This window comes from Pseudomonas sp. A-RE-22 (genome assembly GCF_019956035.1).
Taxonomy (GTDB): Bacteria; Pseudomonadota; Gammaproteobacteria; order Pseudomonadales; family Pseudomonadaceae; genus Aquipseudomonas; species Aquipseudomonas brassicacearum.
Genome location: NZ_JAHBCZ010000056.1, coordinates 21,927 through 28,102, shown reverse-complemented (window position 1 = coordinate 28,102; position 6,176 = coordinate 21,927). Strand labels below are relative to the sequence as shown.

At 60.3% G+C, this 6,176-nt stretch carries 4 protein-coding genes; 1 reads left to right on the top strand and 3 read right to left on the bottom strand.

The annotated features are described in order from the left end of the window. Window positions 1–161: 161 nt before the first annotated feature. Window positions 162–1,958 (bottom strand): methyl-accepting chemotaxis protein, encoded by a 1,797-nt coding sequence (locus KGA89_RS24625; RefSeq protein WP_223472738.1) that lies wholly within the window; start codon window positions 1,956–1,958, stop codon window positions 162–164. Between the two features lie 291 nt (window positions 1,959–2,249). On the opposite strand from KGA89_RS24625, the gene KGA89_RS24620 reads away from it, so the two are divergent. Further along, entirely contained in the window at window positions 2,250–4,373 is a 2,124-nt protein-coding gene (locus KGA89_RS24620) for a TonB-dependent siderophore receptor (protein WP_223472737.1), read from the top strand. Between the two features lie 204 nt (window positions 4,374–4,577). Here the strand turns inward: KGA89_RS24620 and KGA89_RS24615 are convergent, their stop codons facing one another. Both KGA89_RS24615 and KGA89_RS24610 read right to left on the bottom strand, forming a co-directional pair. After that, window positions 4,578–5,621, bottom strand: coding sequence for an LLM class flavin-dependent oxidoreductase (locus KGA89_RS24615; protein WP_223472736.1), 1,044 nt, complete (start codon window positions 5,619–5,621; stop codon window positions 4,578–4,580). 29 nt (window positions 5,622–5,650) lie between these two features. Next, the gene (locus KGA89_RS24610; RefSeq protein WP_223472739.1) at window positions 5,651–6,136 is read right to left on the bottom strand and encodes a flavin reductase family protein; all 486 of its coding nucleotides are present in this window, start codon (window positions 6,134–6,136) and stop codon (window positions 5,651–5,653) included. Window positions 6,137–6,176: the final 40 nt, after the last annotated feature.

The following is a 6,176-nucleotide window of genomic DNA, read 5'->3' as shown; positions in this document are numbered from 1 at the left end:
GGGCTTGCTCGCGAAGGCGGTGGATCAGCAGCATTGATGTTGACTGACCCACCGCCTTCGCGAGCAGGCTCGCTCCCACAGTTGTTTTTGGGGTGGTCTCAAGATGTGCATACACCACAGATCCCCTGTGGGAGGATCTCAGGAGTCGTGCGAGCGCTTCATCACTCCGCCAACAACACCGCCGCATCGAAGCCCACCCGCAAGTTGCCCCAATGACGGCCGCCGAAGAAGAACGGTACGTCGATCTCGGTCATTATTTCCCCGGTATCGCGCAGGTAGGTCTGGAGCAGGAAACGCTGGACGTTGCCCGCCGCGCGCAGGCCGATCGGGTCGTTGAAGATTCGCTTGTTGCGGCACACCGGCAAATCCACCACCCGGTCGCCGGTTGGCGGCTTGGAGACCCAGCTGTTGTTCACCGGGCAGTAGCCCTTGCTGTCGACAATGAACGAAACCTTGCCACCCGGCGTGCTGCGGGTGAGTTTGTCGCATTCTTCCTGGCAAACCTGGGCAAAGCGTTCGGTGTAGCTGGCCATGTACTGCTTGGGGTCGGTGCCGGGAATCGGTTGGTAATTCTGATCGAACAGATTCAGGCCTTCACCTTGCAGCGCCTCCAGACGAACCTGGAGCGTGTCGCGGCACTGACTGGCCCGGGTGATGGCTGCATCCAGCTTGCCGTGGCCGAGCACGAAGCGACCCAACAGCGCCTGGACTTTTTCGGCCACGCCGGACAGGTCGCGGGTGGCCGTCGCCGAATGCTGCATGCGCTGGTCGATCAACTGACTGTCGGCGTGAATCTGGGTGACCCGGTCGTTGATCCCCGTGTTGCTGTCGGCGAACTGCTGGATATGGGTCGCGATGTCCGCCAGCTTGCCGTTGGTGGATTCGAAGTCGCCGATCATGCTTTCAAAATGACCGGAGGCGCGTTCCACCACTTTCTGGGTTTCCCGGGCGCTGTGGCTGATCTGGGTGGTCTGTTCGTGGGTGGAGCTGACCTCATCGAGCATGGCGTCGATGTTGCGTGAGATGTCATCGGTGGCCCGGCTGACGTTTTGTGCCAGGGTCCGCACTTCATCGGCGACCACCGCGAAGCCACGGCCGCTTTCGCCGGCCCGGGCGGCTTCGATGGCGGCATTGAGGGCCAGCAGGTTGGTCTGGGCAGAAATCTGCTGGATCAACCCGACAATCGACTTGATGCTTGAGGAACGCTGGTTCAAGGCGCTCACCAGCGTGGCAAATTCACCGAGGCTGTTGGAGATTTCGCTGATGTTGCCGGTCACTTCCAGCAGTTCGGCGTAGGAGTCGCGGGCCATGCTCAGGTTCTGGGCGGTGGTGCTGGAGATGCCTTGGGTCTGGCGCGAGACTTCTTCGATGCGGCCCACGGCGGTGTTGCTCTGGTCCATGACCTCCTTGGCGAAGCGGGCCTGGTGGGTGGCACTGTCACTGGAGTCGCTGATGTTCTTCAACGAGCGGGCCGATTCGACGGCGATGTGCACGGTCAGTGCCTGGACGTTGCTGATGATCTCCCGCTGCTTGGCCAGGAAACGGTTGCAAGTGCCGGCCAGCACGCGGATCTCGTCGTGAGTCACCAGCGGCAGGTCCTTGGACAGGTCACCTTCGCCGTTGGCGATCTCTTCCAGGGCCTTGGTCATGGCGGTGACGGGGCGTACGATGAGGTGGCGGAAATACCAGACCATGAAGCTGATCATGCCCAGCGTCAGGAACGCACCGAAGAGCAGGGCATGGGTGAGGCTGTCGAGCTGGCCTTCGATCTGCCCCAGCAAGGCACCGTCCAACTGCGCGTTGCGCAACTGCAGCACGATCTCGGCGCGGGCGCTGAGGGCCACCCAGTACAGCAAGCCACTGACCAGCACCAACAGGAAAAGGCTCGACAGTTTTTTGGTGAGGGTATCGAAAAACTGCATCTCGATAGACTCGTACAAGGCCTTTAACGTCTGCATGCCGCTGCTCCTGGGCAAAAAAATCTCTCAATGGAATACATTCGACCGCGCGCGCCAAAGCTTTAGGGTAGTTGGGCGATTTGATATCACCGTTCGCGAAATCTGTGGGAGCGAGCTTGCTCGCGATGGCGGTGGGTCTGTTGCATTGATGTTGGATGTACCGCCGCTATCGCGAGCAAGCTCGCTCCCACAGGGGGTCGGGTGCGATCATCATTTGATACAAAAGATTTACTGGGAATCATTCTCAAAGTATATTTGCTCTCATTAACGTCCCTTCTATGAGTGCGCGTCTTGAAACGTTCCACCCCCCTCGCTAATCGCAACGTCTTTATCAAGTGTGTGTTGCCAACGCTGTCCTGCTGCTTCATTGCCAGCCCATTGTGGGCGCAGGACGCTCTCGAACTGCCGGCCACGGACATCCAGGGCAGTCGCGTCACTCAGGAAGAGGGCTATACGACGTCGCAAGCCAGCACGGCGAGCAAGAGCGATATACCGATCAAGGAAGAAGCGCAATCGATCAACGTGGTGACCCAGCAGACCCTGGCCGACTATCAGGTGCGCTCGCTGAGCGACGCGATGAAGTTCGTCAGCGGCGTCAGCCAGGGCAACACCCTGGGCGGTTCGCGAGACTCACTGGTCAAGCGCGGGTTTGGCACCAACGACGATGGCTCGATCCTGCGCGACGGCGTGCGTTCGAACCTGGGGCACAACTTCAGCGCCACCACCGACCGCGTCGAAGTGCTCAAGGGCCCGGCCTCGATGCTGTACGGCGCGCTGGAGCCTGGCGGCCTGGTCAACGTTATCAGCAAGAAACCGGAGTACACCCAAAGCACCACGTTGAGCGGCTCGGCCTATAGCGAAGGCGGCGGCACCATGGCCCTGGACACCACCGGGCCGCTGGGCGACACCGGCCTGGCTTATCGCCTGATTGCCGAGCGCGGCCACGAGGACTACTGGCGCAACTACGGGGTCAACGAGAGCACCCTGGTGGCGCCGTCCCTGGCTTGGACGGGGGAGCGGGCTTCGTTGAATCTCAGCTATGAGTACAACGAATATTCCAATCCGTTTGATCGGGGGACGGTGTTCACCAATGGGCATCCGGCCGATATCGATTACGACAAGCGTCTGGATGAGCCGTGGGCCAAGAGCGTGGGGATTCGCGAAACGGCGACGGCGCGGTTTGAGTATGAACTGAGCGAGGATTGGAAAACTCGCGTGACCTATGGCTGGAATAATGATCGGTATAGCCTTTCGATTGCGCAGCCCAACTCGCTGACTGGCAATAATCTGCGTCGGGCCGCCAACGGCGCTCATTACGATGACGAAACCCGTTACGCCAGCTGGGACTTCATCGGTAAACAGGAGCTGTTCGGCCAGCGCCATGACGTGTTGATCGGCGCTGATAATCAGGTGTCGGACCAATACCGTGGCAAGACCTACCGTGGGGCAGTGCGGGGGGGCTTCGATATCTCTGCGCCGGTGTACGGCGGCCTGGGAGAGCCCAGCGTCATCAGCCCGACCCAAAGCAATCTGAGCAATCAGCTGACTTCCAGCTCGGTCTACCTTAAGGACAACTGGCACCTGAATGATCGTTGGATCCTGGTCTTCGGTGGTCGCTACCAGCATTACGATCAGTTCGCCAAGCAAGGGTTGGTCACCAGGGTGCCGGTCCGCGACGACAACGGCGATGCCTTCGTCCCGTTCCTGGGGCTGGTCTATAAAGCCACCGGGGAGCTGTCGCTGTATGGCAACTACAGTCGTTCGTTCAAGCCTAACGACACCGTGGACGACAACCTCAGTACCTTCAAGCCGGAGGAGGGTCGTAGCTACGAAATTGGCGCCAAATACGATCCGCTGCCGGGCCTGAACATCAACCTTGCGCTGTTCGATATCGAGAAGAAAAACGTCGTGACGTCCTCTACGGTCAACGGCGTAACGCTGGCAGAAGCCGCGGGCAAGGTCGGCTCCCAAGGTCTCGAACTCGACATCACCGGTCGTCTGGCGGAACGTTGGGATTTGATCGGGACTTATGCTTATACCCACACTGAAATCCTCGATGACCCGAAAAACGAAGGTCACCGCCTGTCCGATGCGCCCAAGCACACCGCCAGCCTGTACTTGTCGCACCACTTGAACGTCCCGGCCGAATTCGGTGCCTGGCACGCCGGTGCCGGTGCGCGTTACGTCGGCGAGCGTGCGGCTAACGCGGCCAACGATTTCTGGCTGAGCAGCTACACCGTCGCCGACGCCTTCCTGCGCTGGGAGTCGCCGGTGCTGGGACACAAGACTTCGTTGCAACTGAACGTCGACAACCTGTTCGACAAGCAGTATTACCCGTCGTCCACCGGCAGCCAACTGCAAGTCAATGTCGGTGAGCCACGTACCGCTCGCCTGAGTGCAAGCGTAACGTTCTGATCCATCCAGAAAGCAAAATGCCCGGGCTTTGAAGTCCGGGCATTTTTTTTGGCGTTACCGTCACATTCCAGCCGCCGTCGCGAGCAGGCTCGCTCCCACATTGGCTGGCAGTTGCCTATCTATTTGCGTTCACCACAACCCCTGTGGGAGCGAGCCTGCTCGCGATAACGATAGAACTGACCCCGGAAATTTCAGGGCTGCGACTCACCGAAACGCTGGCACCACCTGCTGGATAAACAGCTCCAGGGATTTTTTCTTCTCGGCATGGGGCAGGCTGTTGTCGCACCAGAAGCTGAACTCATCCACTCCCAGTTCCTGGTAATACTTGATCCGCTCGATGATTTCCTGCGGGGTTCCGATCATGGTGTTCTTGCGGATGTTCTCCAGTTGGAACTCCGGGCGCTCGGCGAATTTTTCTTCCGGGCTCGGCGCAAGGAAACCATTGACCGGCACTTGCTTGTTGCCGAACCAGGCATCGAAGGTGCGATAGAACTTCGAGATCGCCTGGGCGCCGACCTTCCAGCCTTCAGGATCATCCACCGCATGCACGTGGGTGTGGCGCAGCACCATCAATTGCGGGCGTGGCACGTCGGGATTGTTGTCCAGGGCGGCCTGGAACTTGTTCTTCAGGTCCAGGACTTCCTCATCGCCCTTCATCAACGGCGTGACCATCACGTTGCAGCCGTTGGCGACGGCGAAGTTGTGGGAGTCCGGGTCACGGGCGGCGATCCACATCGGTGGATGGGGTTTGCGGATCGGCTTGGGTACGCTGGTGGAGGTTGGGAATTTCCAGATCTCGCCGTCATGGGCGTAATCGCCTTGCCACAGGGCGCGCACCACCGGGACCATTTCCCGCAGGGCCTGGCCTCCGGAGGAAGCCGGCATGCCGCCAGCCATGCGGTCGAACTCCACCTGATAAGCGCCCCGGGCCAGGCCGACTTCCATGCGGCCATTGCTGATCACGTCCAGCAGTGCGCATTCGCCGGCCACCCGCAGCGGGTGCCAGAACGGCGCGATGATGGTGCCGGCGCCCAGGTGGATGGTGGTGGTCTTGCCGGCCAGGTACGCCAGCAGCGGCATCGGGCTTGGCGAAATGGTGTATTCCATGGCGTGGTGTTCGCCGATCCACACGGTGCTGAAACCGCCGGCCTCGGCCAACAGGGTCAGCTCGCTCAGGTCTTCGAACAACTGGCGATGGCTGACGCTTTCGTCCCAGCGCTCCATGTGTACGAACAGGGAAAATTTCATGGCGCTATCTCTTGTAGTTGACGATCGGTTCAGGCGAGGACGGGCAGGGCGCCCATCTTGCCGTGGCAATAAACCAGCGGCCCCGGTGTGTGCTGCGGGACGATCAGGTTCTTTACGGCGCCGACCATGATGGCGTGGTCGCCGCCTTCGTATTCGCGCCACAGTTCGCATTCGATGATGGCGGTGGCATTGCTCAGCAGCGGGTTACCCAGTTCGCTCAAGGTCCATTCGATGCCCTGGGCCTTGTCCTTGCCCTTGCGGGCGAAGGCATAGGCTTCGTTCTGCTGGCCGCCGGAGAGCAGGTGGATGGCGAAGCGCTTGTTCTTGATCAGTACCGGATAGGAGTCGCAGCTGTAGTTGGGGCAGAACAGCACCAGCGCTGGCTCCATCGACAATGAGCTGAACGCGCTGGCGGTGAGGCCGACGATCTGGCCGTCGTCATCAAGGGTGGTGATCACGGTCACGCCGGACGGGAACGAGCCCATGACTTGTTTGTAGACGCTGGCATCGATCATTGGACGATCCTCGGGCTTTATCGGTTGTGGGCGCGCAGTG

Bases quoted from the DNA above. Each gene is read 5' to 3' on its own strand.
- KGA89_RS24625 (WP_223472738.1), bottom strand. From the start codon at position 1,958: ATGCAGACGTTAAAGGCCTTGTACGAGTCTATCGAGATGCAGTTTTTC.
- KGA89_RS24615 (WP_223472736.1), bottom strand. From the start codon at position 5,621: ATGAAATTTTCCCTGTTCGTACACATGGAGCGCTGGGACGAAAGCGTC.
- KGA89_RS24610 (WP_223472739.1), bottom strand. From the start codon at position 6,136: ATGATCGATGCCAGCGTCTACAAACAAGTCATGGGCTCGTTCCCGTCC.